Below are 14,785 nucleotides of genomic sequence, written 5' to 3'. Positions count from 1 at the left end.
GGCCGACAATTAGGACTGGAGCACGCCAGCCAGATTGTGCTAAGCGTTGGGCATCTGTATTCGGTCGACTTGGATATTGGTAACTGACGATGTCGCGAAAATTAGCTGCTGCCCCCAGGGGGCCACAATTTGACCGCCATCTAAGGTTAAGCTGGCTGGAAGGAATTCGTGTATGGCTGATGGCGTCTCCTTCTGCTCTCGGAGAGGCGCGGTACGCCCGTCAATGTAGAAGGCCTTGCTTCGTCCTATGTAGATTAAGCGGCCCTCCTGATCCCTATAAACGGCAAGGACGGGCTTACTGATGAGTTGCCGCGCCCGTAGGCCGTCAAGCTCATAGACTCCTTCATCCCCCCAAAGAACCAACCGTCCCAGGTCGACAGCCAGGCCACGTTGGCGGGTTGGGCTGAATGAGGTGTCGTTCGAACTGAGATTCACCTCCACAAGCTGCTCACGTGTCAACGTAAAAACGGACTGATTGACTCGTGTAAGGGCCGTAGCTGGAGCGCCCAAGTCAATGATGCGGAGCGGTAATAGCCACCGTTGGGCGAGGCGGATTCCGCCCTCACCACTGGGCATCTTTAGCTCAAGGTCAAGCTCGGTCTTGTCGTTGGTCACCCTTTCAATCCACAGTGCGCCAGCGCGTTCGGCAACGACTCGCGATACTTGCCTCTGGCGAGGACGAGCGTTGTCCGCCCGTTCATGCTCGTGGAGAACGGCGCTAGCGCCATCTGGAAGATGCTCAATTGTCAGAAGCCATTGACGTAGTGGTGGATAACCATAGTGAAATGGCGGTGGGTCGATCAGCCACCCAAGCTTCACACGTGGTGTAAAAATTTCTTGGTAAAGGCGACAATTTACAACCGCCATAATTCCCAGGTCAAGTTCGTTCGGTACCGGGGGAGGAGCTTGAAGCGGCGGGATATCAAAGCAACAGATGCCTGCTGATGTGTGAAGGAACAGGCGGCATTCATCACCCTGCGACACGTCGATCGATACAACTCCAACATATTGAATCGCCTCAACCGTCGTCAAGACTTCGTATCTCCAATGACTAGCCGGTTCAATCTGGCTAGTGTCAAAAATCTTGACTGGCACAGTTTTAAAGCGCTGCCCAATAACAACTGCGGAGTCAGCAACTCGTATGCTGGGGGTCAGAAAATTCTGCTCCCAGCGGTGTTGGCTACAACTATAGTGGCCCTGCCACGTTCCTTCCAACCTACCGCCGTCTGGCGTAAATTCGCTGAGGTGTTCGGCGGGTGGCAGAAAACCGAATTTTCCCATCCAAACGACGCCTTCCGCACCCGCCTCTGCGGAAGAGAGCAAGACCGATTGTGGCAACGCCGTTTTCAGTTTAATGGTCTCCTCATATGTCGCTGATCCGATATCGCTGGCAACTTTCATGAAATTGCCGGTCGGAGACTCTTTTGCTATCTCAACACCTACGAACATACGGATAAGTTCACTTATGGCGAAGAGCGACCCGATGCCAACTGAAATGCCCAATGGCGGGAAGAGAGCCGCAAATATCGCACTTAACACTCCGGCACTCCCAGCCCAGCATCTTGCCGAATCCCAATCGGATACATCGCTTGTAACGGTCAGAGTTGTTTTTAGTATTTCGTCCCCAACCTTTCTGAACTCGGCGTTGGGTGCAAAAGTAACTCTAGTGTTTATATTCACTGATAAGTCGACGGCGAAACTGGGGTCGAAGACCTCAAAGATTGAGAAGCAGGCGTCGACTTTGACAATCCCTACACTTCCTACTGCAGCCCACTTGCCTGTGGTCGGTACCCAACTCCACGAAGCGCTTGGCTCATCCTCGATCGCTATACCACTATCAGAGTCTAATTTCTTCATGCCTTTAGTAATTTCGGTAACTAATATTTCAGCAAGCGCGTTGCCGGAAATGCAAATTAACCATTCGTCATCTTTGTCCAGAAGTCTATTTGCTGCTGGAGCGAAAAGATCGTCGTCAGGGGACGTGGCAAAGCGAACGGTGAATACTTCCGCGCTTGCGATGATGGCGGCACCAAAAATGGTCACAGGTATGTCGGCCGTCATGTCGCCGGGTAGTTTTAAGTCTCGTTCGGTCAGTTCGGTCAGCAAGAGGGGGGGTGAAAAGTCGTCTTGACCCTGCGCCTCAAAGTGGACGCTTGCCAGCGCGACGGTAAGCCCACTGGGCGAGGCGGAGACCAAAAGAGAGGCAACTCCCTGTGTCACCTGCGGAATTGCTTTCGGATTCGCCCTAAGTTCGGCAATGCTCGAGTGTGAGATGGTTATCGGAGCCTGCGCAGTGAGGATGCCCGGTACTCCAGGCAAGATCTCGATATCTTCCCAAACGATTTTCGATATTAGCCGATCCTGACCGAGGGACGGCAATGTAGGAACTGGGATTGGTGCTGTGCTCACCACTAGGCGAATGAGCTCTGCAAACCTAGGAGATTTAACTTCAAACTCAATGAATGCCATACAGTTCCCCCGCGTTTTTCGAAAGGAGGTAGTTAGTGTGACAAGGCACGAGACGAAGGCCACCTTCGCAACTCAGCTACCTAAAATCAATCCACTCTTAGAGAAGCAAAGACGTCTTCAGGTGTCATCTCTATCATTTTATGAAACATTGCTAGAGCGTAATCGACTGGCTCATCCAATTCCCCAGCACCCACTTCTCGGAGGCCTTGGCCGACTTTCTCGACGAGTTTGTACATTTTGCGGTTCAGACGACGTTCTGGATCATCGGCGCCACGAGCTCCATGAGCCACGCGCACGATTTCACGGCTAAACGAGGCGACCATCAGGAAGGCGCGCAGGGTTTCTACCAACAGCTCGGGCTCGTGAAGGAGGAGAGCAATTGCCCGCGCTGAATGCTCGCGGTAGAGACTGAGCACTTTCCGCCCTACTTCACACCGTTTCAGCACATGATCGCGAAAATCGTATAACGTGCTGTATGTGCCCCCCATTGCGAGCAAAACAACCGGATCGCTGTTGGTGGTCTTATCTACATAGTCATGAAGTGCTCCAAGGAAAGCACAGGTAGATATGCAACTTTCCGTAGATTTTTCATGGTAGTCTCCGCCAATCCTCCGACAGGTATCTGCGTCGGAAGGCTCACCCTGACTGCCTGCACAGCAAAGTCCCATAAAGACTTCCTCCCCAAACTTACTCACGGGAGCAAGGGCATATGGAAGGACGGCGCTTATCAATAAGGGCGCATTGATTGAGAAAATCAACGTTTATGTCGATATAGGTTTGATATTTTAGGAAAATCTAATTTTATGAGTTATGTTCGGTTTGAGAACAAACTCATTAATAACGAAGATGCAGCATCACCCTTGCACAGTTAGAACAATTCCGCCGATCAAGGAAAAAATAGAGTTGAAAGCCAATCCATCTTTAGGCTCCTCAATTCTGGGCGCGAATTTCCACGCTCCGATCAGTTTTTGGCGCGGCTATTTAGTAGTATAGCATACAAAACCCAGAAATGCGTATGGTCTGACCCTCATGTCGTCAGTTGCACTGCTTAACACCAGCGTTCGAAATTAGTGATAACGCCAGTAGCGTGTGTGACGGCGTGAGATTCTCCCCGCGATCGGTTCTACGTCAAGGTTAGTGCAGGGGTGAAAAGGCACTTTCGGCGGCGGCCATCGGCGTGGCGGGGCAGAATACCAATGGCTGGACCTTCTGGCGGTTCTACGACCGCGATGCCCGCAGCTGGAAACCAATGATAGCCCTGCGCTGACCCGCCCCCTCACCCACTCTGGAGCCTCCTATGACGACTTCTCCTCCGACCCGCAAACATCATCAGGATCGCCCCGATTTCACCGCTGCCCTACGCACCGCGGCCTGGACCTACCGGCTGACCGAGACGCCCTTTGCCCCCAAGGACATCCAGGCGGAGGTGCAGCGCGCCCGGCAGGGCATGGGCCTGGCGCCTTACCGGGGCGGCGCCGTCAGCGACTACCTCCAGCGCCGGACCCGGGGCACCAAGCTGCAGGCGCAGGACAACCAGCCGGTCCACTATGAATCGGTGGACCGCCGGCTGGTCCCAACAGCAAGGGTGTTGCAGAACTGGCGGTTTCTGAGCGCTGCTGACCACGCCGAGATCCGGCTGACCGCCGACCAGGGTCACTTCAACGAAACGGCGGTCGGCCAGTACCGCTTCGTCACCCGGGGCAGCCACCTGCCCTCGCTGACCGTCCTGATCGGCACGGTGACTGAGGTGTGCGCCACGGTGGAGGCTGGATTCAAGGATCGGCGTGGGCTGTACCTGCTAAAGCGCAACGGCCGCAACTACGCCGGGCAGACCCGCGAGTTCCACACCCGCGGCCGCAGTCACGGAGCGACCGGGGCGGAGCGGGTGATCTTCGCCTTCCCGGACGAAACGCTGCCCGTGAACAGCGACGAGCTGAATGTGGCCGAGTCGCTGGCCATCGTGTCCCTGACGGAGCTGCTGGACCTGGAGAACGTCACGCTGGGCGGCGACGCCCGCCCTCAGCCGAAGGAACTGCGGGAGGGCAGCCTGTTCGCCCTGACCTTCGTGGCCGCCATCGCCAAGTGGGCCCAGCTGCACCGTGACGCGGGACGACAGTTGCTGGTGTGGCGCACCGACGTGCGGGGGCTGGAGGACGCCTACCTCACCCTGCAGCCGTACACGCCCCCGGTCGCGGCTCAGGAGCAGCCATGACGCTGAACCCACCTCGGCTGGGCCTGCTGGGAGAACCGGAGCCGGCGGACCTGCCGGGCCTGGCGGACCTGATCCGCGCCGTCGAGCTGGGCGGTGAGGGCGGGAGCCTGACCCTGCTGGGCCCACAGAGCGGGCAGGGCGAGTTCTTCGTCATCCGGCAGGTGGTGCTGAGTGTTGACGACGACTTTTCCGTCACCTCCGGCGGCACCGAACTGGTCCCGGCGGGCACCGAACTGATCCCGGCGCTGCAGCGGCTCAACCCGGCATGGACCCGGATGCTGGGGCTGCATGTTGCCCCCCCACTCGAGGCGCAGGTGCGCGAGGCCCTGCAGCGCACGCCCGGTGCCCGCCCGTGGGAGGAGTGGCGGCATCCGGTGTGGGAGCAGCCGCTGCAGTGCCGCTTCGTCTGGCCTGCGTGTGACCTGTGGCCAGATGGGGAGGCTCGCGAGGGGTTCTGGGTGGAGGGCAGCATCGATCAGGTGCGCGCCACCCTGGGTCGGCTCCCCTACGACCATCAGGTGCAGCTGCAGACCGCGGCGAACCGGCCGTTCGTGATGCTGATCTCCCGGGATGGGCAGGAACGCCACGCGCTGCCGGACCTCCCCTCCAGCGAGGACGATCCCTGGCCGAATGCCCTGTTCCAGCCGCTGCCGGATACCGACCTGCAGCTGATTGAGGAACTGCAGTACATCCCAGTACCCGATACGGCCATCACGTATGAGCAGCGGGACTCGGAGAAGCCGGACGTGCTGTTCATTGAGCCGGCCATGCGGGCGTACGAGGTGTACCGAAAGGCAGAGAGGAAAGCGGCCAGACAGCACCCGTCCGCGCCCGTGACTGCCGGCGCGCCTCGACAGGCGTTGTGGCGGATGGCGCAGCTGACCTGGCCGTTTCAGGTGATGCGCTTCGAGCCGGACGAGGAACAACCACGCCCGCATTACGTGGTGTTCCTGGTACATGGCATGGGGATGGAGGAAGACCTGTGGACGCTGCCGGGCGAGCACCGGGAGCGGGACGCGGTGCGGCTGAGCATCGTGCTGCGCAACATGTACGCCGCCGGGCAACGCGACGTCCTGGAGCAGAACAGGCTGACCGAGTACCTCGGATACGCCCTTTCGGCCGTCCGGCAGGTCAACGCGACCGACGTGAGGTCAGACCAGCACTCGCCCTGACGTCAACGACCGTTCTGAGTGTTGCCTGCCAGACTCCGTGGCTGCAGGAGAGTGGCTCATCACTCGCCAGGTCCGGCGCCGAAGACGCGGGGTCCCAGGGCAACTTCCCCATCGTTCTGGGGCCGCTGGGGTCACCGCGACCACATCTCGTTTCACCGCGGCCAGGTCCGCGTGCAGGGAGAACCATGAAACCGTATGTCGCTCAGCTCTGTTCCTTGCTCACCCTCCTGAGTGTCGGGGCGCAGGCGGCCCCGAGCACGCCCTTCCGCATCGAGACCCGCTATCTGGACCAGACATTGACTGCCGCGCAGCAAGCCATCGTGCAGCGGGCCACCCAGCGGGTCGCCGCCCTGATCCGGTCGCCATTCGTCCCGGTAGCTGTGGATTCGCCGGCCAACGCCTGCGATGCTGGCCTGCCGAAACTCAAGGAGCAGGTGGCGCACCTGATTCTGTTCGTGAAGGTCAAGGACCTGGGGGAGGACCTGTACGCCGATGCCACGCCCTGTGAGCTGCACGACGACACGTACCTGCCGATCTATGCCGAGCTCGAACTCAACTCGAACGGCCTGGGTGACCTTCCGGACGAGGATCTGACCGACACCATCATCCACGAGACCTTGCATGCGCTGGGGGTGGGCACGCTCTGGACCCCCGACGAACGAATCTCGGTCAGCGGCGACTCTGACGGAAAAAGCTTCATTCGAAAGGCGGGCGGTCAGGTGGTGTACACCGGACCCCGCGCCGTCGCGGCTTACCAGAAGCTGGGCGGCCACGGCACGGCAATTCCCCTGGACCCGGACGCCGGTCACTGGGCCGGCAAGACGGTCTGCTCGGAGATCCTTTCCGGGGATGCGGGGGACTTTACCGGGCTGGTCAATCCGATCAGCCCCATCACCCTCGCAGCGTTGGAAGACCTCGGGTACACCGTCAATCTCGCCGCTGCCGACCGCTACATGCTGCCGATCAAAGGCTGCGACGTTCAAAGCGCTCAGGTCGATACCTCCAGGACGGCATCAACCGACCAGGTCTTCTACGCCAACTGCGCGGCGGTGCGGGCCGCCGGCCTGGCGCCGCTCAAGCACGGTCAGCCGGGGTACCGCCGCGCGCTGGATGGGGATGGCGACGGCCTCGCCTGTGAGTAGCAGCCGGGAATAGATTCGGTGTCGGCACGGATCGCGTGGGTGGACAGCCCAGTTCAGGTTGTTCAACGCAGCCCCGGCAGCCTGCAGGCGCCGGTCAGGGAAGGAACGAACGGAAGAGGTGGCGTTGCGTGTGCTGTGGTGACCTTCGTCGCTGGAGATTCCTGGGACCTGCTCCCGCACAACTGGTCCACCACGGAATTGAGGGTGACCCGGTTTTGCGGTGTTTCCGCTGATTCCGTGCGAGGGTCAGCGCAAGGCGGAACTAAAGTTCAGTTTCACCTCTTCTGTTCTCCACGTACCGGTCTGTTCCTTTTTTCACGAGCTGGCGAATTCTGTCCCCAGCTAAAGAGAAGCGTCTTCCCCTCTCCCTGCTCTTCCCTCCTCTGCCCCCGCCCTCGCCCCAGCTTGGTAAACAACATCAGCAAGGGTCTACGGCACACGCTACACCTCACTGGTAGGAACAGCCCCCAAGGGCCACCAACGGCACCCGTCAAAACAGATCGCCCGGGCGTATCCAGCCCAACCCCACCCAAGCGCATCACACTCACACGTACAAACCCGGTTTGAATAAGATTGTTCAATCCCATATATCGAACGTTGTTCAGCAGCTCGGTCACAGGATCCGTTGGCTTCCCCTCAGGCGCGCGCGCTCGGGCGTTGCAGCCAGCTCCCCACCTGCTGGGACGCGCTCTTCTGGGTGGCGACACTCAGCAGCGCCACCTCCGTCATGGTGACGCGCCGCTCCTCCAGCAGCCTCAGGCACGTCTGCGCCTCCTCAGGCGTGAGCTTCTGCTGGTGAACCAAAGCGTTCAAAATTCCCTTGGTCGCCCCGAAGGCATCCGTGGGCTCCGGCACCGCTTCCAGCACCCGCTGCACCTGCACCGCTTCAGGTGCCTTAGGCGCCTTGGTCGTGCCCTGAGCGTACTTCTCGGGAAAACGCAGGATGTCGGTCAGCAACCCACCCGGCGTCCGGGCACGGTACCCCGCAGCAGTCAGCGCATCGAAGCTCTCGACGGCCTGTTGCAGCGCCGACTCCGGGTACGACCCCACCAGCTTGATGGCCGGCCCCACCGCCAGCCCCCGAGCGGTCAGCAGCGCCACCAGCTTGGGATCGACGCTCACCACACTGCTCGTCCCGAAGACATACTCGACGTGCTGCGCCTCGCCACGCCCCGTATAGATCACGTCCCGAAGAAACCCACGGTCCATCAGCTCACGGTGGGCGGGCTCCAGGGCACGGCGCACCTTGCTGATGTCGAAATCGTACATGCCCAGGTGCATCGCCCAGGCGCGCACCGCCACCATGTAACGGGCCGGATCCGCTGCCGGCAGCACCAGCCGGGTTTCCGACAGCAGCCGGTACAGCGTCCGGACCATCGGCTGCGACAGCTCACGGTACACGCTCAGATCCAGCGGCCTGGTGTACCCTTCCCGGACACTGCGGGCTAACGGCTTCCCCAGCACCAGTTCCAGCAGGGCGTCGCTGTGCGGGTGCTTCTGCCGCTCGGCTTCGGGCAGCTCCAGGTCTTCCAACACCCGGAACGACGCCAGCAGGCTGAACTGCTCGGTGGTGGCCTTTCCCCGACCCGCCCGGAACCACGTTTCGACAAACCTGAATGAGGACCCCTGCAACCGGTTGAGCGACGCCAGAACTGCCGCCCGCTGCCGTCCGCCCGGTGTGATTGCACTCAACACACACAGGTGCCGTAGGCTCAACACCACGGTATCGTTCTCTGGCATACCCTGTTCAATGAAGGCGTTGATTGCACCGAGGAGCAGGTCGTTGTCCAGCCCATGCGGCACCACCTGGCCACTCAGCGACCGGCAGGTCACCTTCAGGCTCCCCAGCGGCCCCAGACTCAGGTCCTTCTCCCACGCGGTCAACCCAGGAGGCACTCGGTTGGGCGCCATGATCAGCGCAAGGCGCGTGATGTTGCGCTCATCACGGCTCTTGAGCACCTCGACCGTACTGGGCATCGCCAGAAGGTCTGCTCGCGTCTGTGAGGCCGGCTTGCCCACCATGCCGGACATTCTAACCTGCTGGACAACCGCGGCTGGGTGCAGAGTCTCCCCTCTCATCCGTCTGCTGATCATTGCCCGCGTCTCTTTGTCCAATTCCTTGGGCGGGAGGGACAGGGGAAGCGCGTCTCTTTGTCCAATACCCTGAAATTTGGCGCGTCTCTTTGTCCGGTTGCCCGCGTCTCTTTGTCCAGTTTACAGGGCAGGACGGGTTGAAAAGACGCGTCTTTTTGTCCAATAGGCCTAGACCGCGCGCGTCTCTTTGTCCAGTTGCCCGCGTCTCTTTGTCCAATTCCTTGGGCGGGAGGGATAGGGGAAGCGCGTCTCTTTGTCCAATACCCTGGAATCTGGTGCGTCTCTTTGTCCGGTTGCCCGCGTCTCTTTGTCTGATTTTCAAAAAAAACTCGCGCCCAGACGACAATCTCCCCACTCCCTTGATTGATTGATCAATCAATTCTTTTAAAGAAGTACTACAGAATTAAATCATTCATTCAGGAGCAGGGGACTGACCACACACCCTCTTGAGGGCTGGGAATATGGACAACGCCTGACTGCGTAGAGTCCGGCCATAAATCTCGGCCCAAACCTACACTCGCTCTCCGATAACCGATTCATCTTCGCGCGGACCGATAGAGACTGCGCTCCGGTCTGTTGACGTGCTCCCGACCACGGGTGATCCTCAATTCACTTCACACCTCACAACCGCAGCGGGACCCACGCAGTCACGTGTACTATCGGCTGCTCTTCAGATGCCCGCTATGGTTCAGGAGCGCGGCCCCCGTCACCTCAATGGAGTTGTTGTCCGGACAGCAGGAATGGAAAGACAGCGTCTGAATGGCCAGTAGAACGTTTGCGTCCTGACCATGAGGCCGGCCGTAGAACGCATTGTCTTGCAGGCGGTACTGCATCTCGCCGATCGCGTAATTCACCTGCCAAGACGTCTCGGTCGCCAGCAAAGTGCGCTGCACGCTGATCACGACCGCGCGAGTCAGGTCCACTTCTTTGATCTAGATGTCCACCTTGATTTGCTTCAACAAGCAAAAAGAAAAAGATTTGATTCCCAATCAAGCCAGAGATAACAGTCAGGTATGCATTGAGCTGATCGACTAAAAAAATGTTAGGCCTCTAATGAGTCACCACTTTCCCTCAGACGAATCGTCGGTTCCCCTCAGACGAGTCGCAGGCGACTCCCTGATTTTTCTGTCGAACTCCCTGCATTCATCTGTCGGGGAGACTCATCCGAGGGGTTGAAGTGATCTGTTTGAGGGAAATGGATGACCCATCTGAGGGAATGTTATTGGCAAGAGCGGCCGTATTCCGTGCGTCACGTGGCTGGTTGCGGACACCCCACCGCCGCACAACCTACAGAGGGCCGTCCGTACCACTCGGTGTCCACCGCGAACAGTCCGTCCTCACACAGAATCAACAGTCCGGGTCACCACGCCCAGGGGGTGCGTCCATGCTCCGGCAGCGGAGCGAAAGATGACACGCCTGCCCGGTCGGCATGCCGTACCCTGAACTGTTCACGTTCTGCCGACCCCACCACGAAGGAGGGCCATGCCATGTCACATTCCATCTCCGACGCCGAGTTGCCCGCCCTCAAGAAGGAAACCCGTGACCGCCGAACCACCTTGGAACGTCGGCGCGAACTGGCGGCACTCGACCCTCGCCTGGGGTGGATCGTTGCCCGCAGCAAGCATACGCCCCCCGAGCTCCTGACCGAGCTTGTCCACCACCCCGACGGCTGGGTGCGTCGGCATGTGGCGCAGCACCCGCGCTTGTCCACACCAGACGTCGTTCGGCTTGCCGCGGACCAAGCCGACTTCGTCGTTTGCCGGATCGCCGAGCGTCCGGACCTGCCGCTCGACCTGTTTGCCCCGCTGTCCGCTCATCCCTCCTGGAGGGTGCGGAACGCCATTGCCCAGCACCCTGACGTGTCTGCAGACGTGCTGACCCGCCTGGCCACGGATGAGGAGGGGAGCGTGCGCAGTGCGGTGGCGGTGCATCCACGGACGCCGGTCGCCCTGCTCTACCCGCTCGCGGATGACCCTGTGCAGCCCGTCCGTTGGTCGGTCATCGGCAACCAGAATCTCCCCCTGGACCTGCTGGAGCGGTTCGCCCAGGACGACAACGAGAGTACCCGCGCATCGGTGGCCAGTCGGGCGAACCTCCCCGAAGCCCTGCAGGAAGCCCTGGCCCACGACCCGAGCCCCGTGGTGCGCGAACGCTTCGAGGACGCCCGGATCTGTCATGCCAGCACCGCTCAACTGGCTCTCTGGGCGCCAGAGCACCCGAAGGCGGCCATGGAGCTGGCGCGGCGTGCGGATGTCGCCCCCGACACCCTGCTGGCCTTGGTGCAGATGGACAACGAGAGGGCGCGCTGGTCCGCCTATATAAACTCGAACATGCCCGTGGACGAGCTGTATGCGCTGGTGAACGACACGACCCGGAGCGCTTGGGAGCGCGAACACCTCTTGCGAGCGGTCATTCTGAATCCAGCGGTGCCACAGGAGCTGCTGGAACGGCTCACCAGGGAGCCCGGGCAATCGGTTCCAGCGGCGGCACGGCGCGTCCTGAATCGAAGGCGGGCGGCCATGAACACCCGGCTGGCCGAAGCGCGAGCGCGCCGTGAACCTTGACGGACCTCGTGCAGGGTATGGATCACGGCGGACGTTGAAGGTGGTACAGGGCGCCGCTGCATGCGCATCCGTACCCTCCATCTACCAGGGCGTGTCGGCGAAATGGCAGTGAAGGCAGCCAGCAGCCGAAACGATGCCCTCGCACCCAAGTACCTCACCTGCTCGTCGGCAGAATAAAGAGCTCATCCCATTGACCCGACTCGTCGCCCTCATCCGAGACCTCAAGGACGGGGAAGGTCGGCGAGAGGAACGGGTCAAAGCGTGTGCTGAGGGCGCCTCTGGCCATGACCGTTACCTGAAAGTTCCAGCGGCCTGCGGGTGGTTTGCCTTCGTCATCACGCCAATACAACAGGCCGTAGGAGCCCGGAGCTTCCCGAGCAACGTAGGTGAGGAGATCTGCGAGCTCCTGGCCGATCACGCCACGATGGTTCTTGTTGCCCGTCAGGTGCAGGAAGGCCTCACCGTTCATCAGGCGGACTTCCGCCACGAGGTTGTATTCCCCTGTACCCCAGTTCAGGGCTGCGACGCGAGCCTTGATGCCTTCGATGATCTCATCCCAGCGACTCCCCTCATCGACAAAGTGAGCTGCTTCCTGAAGACCAAACCACCCATGAAATTCAAACACTCGTCCAGTGTGGCAGTGTCTCCTCCCTTTGCCTACACGCCTTAAACCTCGTCCTCCATCCTTGCCCTGGTCTAAGGAATGTCGGCCTAGGGATATGAAGTGGCGTCACCGGTGCAGATTCGTCTTGTCGCATGCGCTTCCCAATAAACTACGTACTCCTAAGGCTGCGAATGGATCAAGGCGTCAATAAAACGTTCGGCCAGCGTGGGCTGTGTGTCACCTATAAGGAGCAGATCAATGGTACCCGGAGGCGTCTGTGCACCGATCGGAACACCAGCGATGGAGCCGGCCCATGCTGTCCCTCCAGCCATGTGCACCACCACCTGATCGCCACGTTGTACTTCGCCCTCATAAGGATTGAGACGGACGAACCATCCACGGTCTCGCACCCGGAATGCATATCGAATCGTTCCAGAGAAGTGGTTGGCCACTTGTTTCCTTCTTCTTTGTGTTGAAGATAGCCCAATCCATCGGTGCTCAAACGATGAGGCCCTGGGTACCTGATCCCACTCGTTCGTCGGTGGCTCACGGAGGCTGCACGTCTGCGTCGGACTTGGGGATAGTCAGGAATGGTGAGCCAGGGTCACCTGTCGTGCTCGGTGGCGGCGTCTTCCACTGTTTCCGCAGCAATCAGGGCATCAGCATTGAGGGGTGTCGCGTAGTCGTCTATGGACATCCCGTAGTGCGCTTGTGTGGCCGCATCTGTGGCCTCACGGAAGGTCGCGCCACACACCCGAACGACGAGGCGCATCGTCTGCACGAGCGACAAGCCATGTTCTTTTCCCTGACGCGCCACGGCTGCTGACCCTAAGCCCAGCCCTGAGAGGCGATCACACAGAGCGTCTTCCGTTTCGTTCATACCGCAGGGTAGGCGATCAGCGTGGGCCACACAAAAATGCCCACTCCCTGCTCATAGCTTTTTGCCTTCATGCCCTAGCTGTATTTTGGGCATATTCAGGGCGAGTCCAAGCAAACTCCCTGATTAATTTCACTTCTTCACACAGTATCGTCAGTCAAGAATGCCGGATCAGCACGCAGATGTCCCAAGCACCGTCGTCGTTTGCGACGCGGCCTTTTCGCGTGCGTGCCGATATGGCTTAGCAGGCTATCTTTAAGCCAAAAGGGGAATGCATGGGTGATGTTCGAATTTCATACGAACTTGATATTGAAGATGGGCTTGATGCAATGATGGTGACTGGTAAATTGACGGTTTCCGATAATAACGAATCCATTGCCTTTCAATATTGCTATGTCGACTCGTGGTTGTTGGCGATTTCAAATGCTGTAAACACTTGCAAAAATCAAACAGATATCCTCATAGCAACTCCCGATGAGGCAAGAGTTCTAGACTTCCGCTCTAGGGGAGAAGATGTTGTGATATCAATGGGAACGATGACAATAACTTCCAGCATCAAACACATCAAAAGAGAATTGATAAAAACTATAGGAGAGCTGTTGCACATTTATTCAGAAATAAGTGGTCAGAGGAAGAGTAAAAACCTGAGCGACTTGAGAGTACAGCTTGAAGTACTCAGAAAATTAGACTGATTCAGCAAATATTTTCGATTATCAAAGATAACGACTCCTGGTATACTACTAGGGCGTGTGGGCCAAGGTCGGCAGTGTGCTCGTCTGGCTCTCGTTCAGTAGGCTAATCCATGCCCGGGAGATAGTGCCGAGCGTGGTCCTGATCGAACAGCACCACGACATGGTCAGACATCCCGAAGAACGGTGCTTGCGGTTCTTGAGGGGCCGCGGCACTCAAATACACCTGGCCCCCATGCTCAAAGGTCAAGACCACATGCTGCGGGTACACGTCGCCCGCTTCAGCCAGTGGATCCGGGACCGGTTCCCAGACGAACCGCGCGTCACGGACTTGCTGCCCAAGAAACGCGGACCAGCGGCTCTCTTCCGAGACGTCATGGAATTGCCCGGCAGACAGAACATCGACTAAAGTCCCCGAACGAACGCGCAGGCCGTAACTCCAGAAGGTGGCATCCCAGGTGACGGAGTGCGCGGCACCGTGACCAATCAAATCGAGCCCCTGCTCAAGGCTGTCGAAGTCTGGATGAGCATGCCAGGAGGGCCAGCCACCCGGCGACGCGTAGTAACGAACCCGCTTCAGCTGGAGACCGACCAGCAGCTGCAAATCCTGTTCAAAAGACTCGCGATTCATCCCTGAAGATAACGGAACCCTTGACAAACCCGCACCAGCACTATTTAACCCCCTTGCATTCGTGTTGGCGCGACTGAGGAATGTTCTAAAGTGTCGCCTGAATGAGGTTCAGGTCATCCCGTGACAGCCTGTGCTCCCACAAGCCCCAAACGTCACGCACGGCAGAGGACGGTAGCAGTGGAGCGACAAGCGGGATGGAGCCCCGCACGTCGAAAACGTGTTCCCAAAAGCACACCCCTGCCGCATTCCATACGTGTTCAGCGCGTTGCCACAATCCCCATACCCCAAACTCCATGCAGGCACGAATGCGTCTCTCATCCTGCTGAACGAC

Annotated in this window: 12 protein-coding genes; 5 read left to right on the top strand and 7 right to left on the bottom strand. The window is 59.2% G+C overall.

All coding sequences use genetic code 11. The features are described from left to right. Positions 1-39: 39 nt before the first annotated feature. The gene (locus ABOD76_RS22300; protein ID WP_350245718.1) at positions 40-2,469 is read right to left on the bottom strand and encodes a hypothetical protein; all 2,430 of its coding nucleotides are present in this window, start codon (positions 2,467-2,469) and stop codon (positions 40-42) included. An 86-nt stretch (positions 2,470-2,555) separates the two neighbouring features. Then, complete coding sequence (locus ABOD76_RS22295) at positions 2,556-3,164, bottom strand: hypothetical protein (RefSeq protein ID WP_350245717.1); 609 nt, start codon at positions 3,162-3,164, stop codon at positions 2,556-2,558. Positions 3,165-3,766: 602 nt separating this feature from the next. Here ABOD76_RS22295 and ABOD76_RS22290 point away from each other — a divergent pair. The 3 genes from ABOD76_RS22290 (at position 3,767) to ABOD76_RS22280 (ending at position 6,995) form a co-directional block, all read left to right on the top strand. Next, on the top strand, positions 3,767-4,681 hold the full coding sequence (locus tag ABOD76_RS22290; RefSeq protein ID WP_350245716.1) for a hypothetical protein: 915 nt from the start codon (positions 3,767-3,769) through the stop codon (positions 4,679-4,681). Next, the gene (locus tag ABOD76_RS22285) at positions 4,678-5,853 is read left to right on the top strand and encodes a hypothetical protein (protein WP_350245715.1); all 1,176 of its coding nucleotides are present in this window, start codon (positions 4,678-4,680) and stop codon (positions 5,851-5,853) included. The genes ABOD76_RS22290 and ABOD76_RS22285 overlap by 4 nt, the downstream gene beginning before the upstream one ends. Before the next feature lie 215 nt (positions 5,854-6,068). Beyond that, positions 6,069-6,995, top strand: a complete 927-nt coding sequence (locus tag ABOD76_RS22280; RefSeq protein WP_350245714.1) for an excalibur calcium-binding domain-containing protein — start codon at positions 6,069-6,071, stop codon at positions 6,993-6,995. Between the two features lie 636 nt (positions 6,996-7,631). Here the strand turns inward: ABOD76_RS22280 and ABOD76_RS22275 are convergent. Both ABOD76_RS22275 and ABOD76_RS22270 read right to left on the bottom strand, forming a co-directional pair. Beyond that, a complete protein-coding gene (locus ABOD76_RS22275) occupies positions 7,632-9,017 on the bottom strand; it encodes a replication initiator protein A (RefSeq protein WP_350245713.1) in 1,386 nt (461 codons plus the stop codon). Positions 9,018-9,745: 728 nt separating this feature from the next. Beyond that, on the bottom strand, positions 9,746-10,012 hold the full coding sequence (locus ABOD76_RS22270) for a hypothetical protein (protein WP_350245712.1): 267 nt from the start codon (positions 10,010-10,012) through the stop codon (positions 9,746-9,748). A gap of 564 nt (positions 10,013-10,576) precedes the next feature. On the opposite strand from ABOD76_RS22270, the gene ABOD76_RS22265 reads away from it, so the two are divergent. Beyond that, positions 10,577-11,653, top strand: a complete 1,077-nt coding sequence (locus ABOD76_RS22265) for a hypothetical protein (RefSeq protein ID WP_350245711.1) — start codon at positions 10,577-10,579, stop codon at positions 11,651-11,653. Positions 11,654-11,807: 154 nt separating this feature from the next. Here the strand turns inward: ABOD76_RS22265 and ABOD76_RS22260 are convergent, their stop codons facing one another. Then, entirely contained in the window at positions 11,808-12,278 is a 471-nt protein-coding gene (locus ABOD76_RS22260; protein ID WP_350245710.1) for an Imm7 family immunity protein, read from the bottom strand. Positions 12,279-12,861: 583 nt separating this feature from the next. Continuing rightward, a complete protein-coding gene (locus ABOD76_RS22255) occupies positions 12,862-13,137 on the bottom strand; it encodes a hypothetical protein (RefSeq protein WP_350245709.1) in 276 nt (91 codons plus the stop codon). A gap of 272 nt (positions 13,138-13,409) precedes the next feature. On the opposite strand from ABOD76_RS22255, the gene ABOD76_RS22250 reads away from it, so the two are divergent. Further along, positions 13,410-13,826 (top strand): hypothetical protein, encoded by a 417-nt coding sequence (locus tag ABOD76_RS22250; RefSeq protein ID WP_350245708.1) that lies wholly within the window; start codon positions 13,410-13,412, stop codon positions 13,824-13,826. A gap of 103 nt (positions 13,827-13,929) precedes the next feature. Here the strand turns inward: ABOD76_RS22250 and ABOD76_RS22245 are convergent, their stop codons facing one another. Beyond that, positions 13,930-14,454 (bottom strand): hypothetical protein, encoded by a 525-nt coding sequence (locus ABOD76_RS22245; RefSeq protein ID WP_350245707.1) that lies wholly within the window; start codon positions 14,452-14,454, stop codon positions 13,930-13,932. Between the last annotated feature and the right edge of the window lie 331 nt (positions 14,455-14,785).

The organism is Deinococcus sonorensis KR-87 (assembly GCF_040256395.1).
Taxonomy (GTDB): domain Bacteria; phylum Deinococcota; class Deinococci; order Deinococcales; family Deinococcaceae; genus Deinococcus; species Deinococcus sonorensis.
Note: the sequence above shows the minus strand (reverse complement) of the source record. Positions and strands in the feature narration are given on the sequence as shown.

What these genes read in the sequence shown, in the direction of transcription:
- ABOD76_RS22300 (WP_350245718.1), bottom strand. Translation starts at nt 2,469, where the DNA reads ATGGCATTCATTGAGTTTGAAGTTAAATCTCCTAGGTTTGCAGAGCTC.
- ABOD76_RS22285 (WP_350245715.1), top strand. Translation starts at nt 4,678, where the DNA reads ATGACGCTGAACCCACCTCGGCTGGGCCTGCTGGGAGAACCGGAGCCG.
- ABOD76_RS22255 (WP_350245709.1), bottom strand. Translation starts at nt 13,137, where the DNA reads ATGAACGAAACGGAAGACGCTCTGTGTGATCGCCTCTCAGGGCTGGGC.
- ABOD76_RS22275 (WP_350245713.1), bottom strand. Translation starts at nt 9,017, where the DNA reads ATGGTGGGCAAGCCGGCCTCACAGACGCGAGCAGACCTTCTGGCGATG.
- ABOD76_RS22290 (WP_350245716.1), top strand. Translation starts at nt 3,767, where the DNA reads ATGACGACTTCTCCTCCGACCCGCAAACATCATCAGGATCGCCCCGAT.
- ABOD76_RS22265 (WP_350245711.1), top strand. Translation starts at nt 10,577, where the DNA reads ATGTCACATTCCATCTCCGACGCCGAGTTGCCCGCCCTCAAGAAGGAA.
- ABOD76_RS22245 (WP_350245707.1), bottom strand. Translation starts at nt 14,454, where the DNA reads ATGAATCGCGAGTCTTTTGAACAGGATTTGCAGCTGCTGGTCGGTCTC.
- ABOD76_RS22250 (WP_350245708.1), top strand. Translation starts at nt 13,410, where the DNA reads ATGGGTGATGTTCGAATTTCATACGAACTTGATATTGAAGATGGGCTT.